This window comes from Acinetobacter lwoffii (assembly GCF_024129855.1).
Lineage (GTDB): Bacteria > Pseudomonadota > Gammaproteobacteria > Pseudomonadales > Moraxellaceae > Acinetobacter > Acinetobacter lwoffii_L.
The window spans coordinates 1-1,209 of the sequence record NZ_JAMXXC010000067.1; the positions used below are offsets into that span (position 1 = coordinate 1).

Below are 1,209 nucleotides of genomic sequence, written 5' to 3' on the forward strand. Positions count from 1 at the left end.
CATGGTGATAAAAACCATCATAAACCAGACATTTTTATTGGTGAGAATATAGACACTTTAAATGGGTTCTAACACACTGATTTCGTATAATATTGATTATGTTAAATGACTTATACCTGATAATAACTTCATATCTTCTTTTATTAAACGAAAATTCAATAACTTAAATAATTTCAATTTCATTTGTAAAATATAATATGTTGACCTCAAGAATACTTCATAAACTTTACTATGTTTGCTTTAAAAACAATTCATTTGGAAAAGAAAGTTTCAAACGAAAATCAAATTATTCTTTTGTTTGATCTGGATTCATCATGTCCATGTTTGTACCCAGTAATCCCTCCTAAAAACAATAGGACCTAAAAGTAGAATTTTCTCTTAAAGTATAGGCAGGAGATTCTGCATGAAAACATCTAAATTTACTGACAGTCAGATCATGTCCATTTTGAAACAGGCGGAGTCTGGCACACCTGTAGCCGCCCTTTGTCGTGAACACGGTATGAGTAATGCGACCTTCTATAAATGGCGTGCCAAATATGGCGGTATGGATACATCATTAATGGCAAAACTCAAAGAACTGGAAGCAGAAAATACCAGACTTAAAAAGATGTATGCTGAGGAACGCTTAAAGGCAGAGATCATTCAGGAAGCGATGGCAATGAGCAGCACTGCTGCGCAAGGGTGAGGCCATCTTGCCGACGTAAGATGGCACAACAGGCAGTTGCCCACTATGCGATTAGCATTCGTTTGGCTTGCCGAGCATTTAGTATCAGTGAAACCTGCTACCGTTATCGATCCAAGTTAAACGATGACAATACATTAATTGCAGAACAGCTCATTGAGCTCACTGAAGAAAATACAGATTGGGGTTTTGGTCTGTGTTTCTCTTATCTACGTCATGTTGAAAACCATGTTTGGAATCATAAACGTGTTTATCGCATTTACTGTGAGTTAGCACTGAATCTGCGCATTAAACCGAGAAGAAGACTAAAACGGCATGCACCAGAACCACTGAAAGAGCCGATCCGGGCAAATCAGGTCTGGTCACTGGATTTTATGCATGACCAGCTGATCGATAGTCGTAAGTTCCGATTGTTGAATGTGATTGATGATTACCGTCGTAAGCATCCGCTGAACGCCATCGCCAAGTTTTAACGGGGTTCAGGTTTCCAGCGGTGAGGTAGTAATTCTTCTATTTGGGGCACTTTA

General features: G+C 38.6%; 2 pseudogenes. Both read left to right on the top strand.

Features of this window, described 5'->3' with window-relative positions:
* Positions 1-231: 231 nt before the first annotated feature.
* A pseudogene (locus tag NI465_RS16800) lies at positions 232-339 on the top strand (site-specific integrase); the annotation flags it as partial.
* A 64-nt stretch (positions 340-403) separates the two neighbouring features.
* Positions 404-1,125: pseudogene (locus NI465_RS16515) on the top strand (transposase); the annotation flags it as partial.
* Positions 1,126-1,209: the final 84 nt, after the last annotated feature.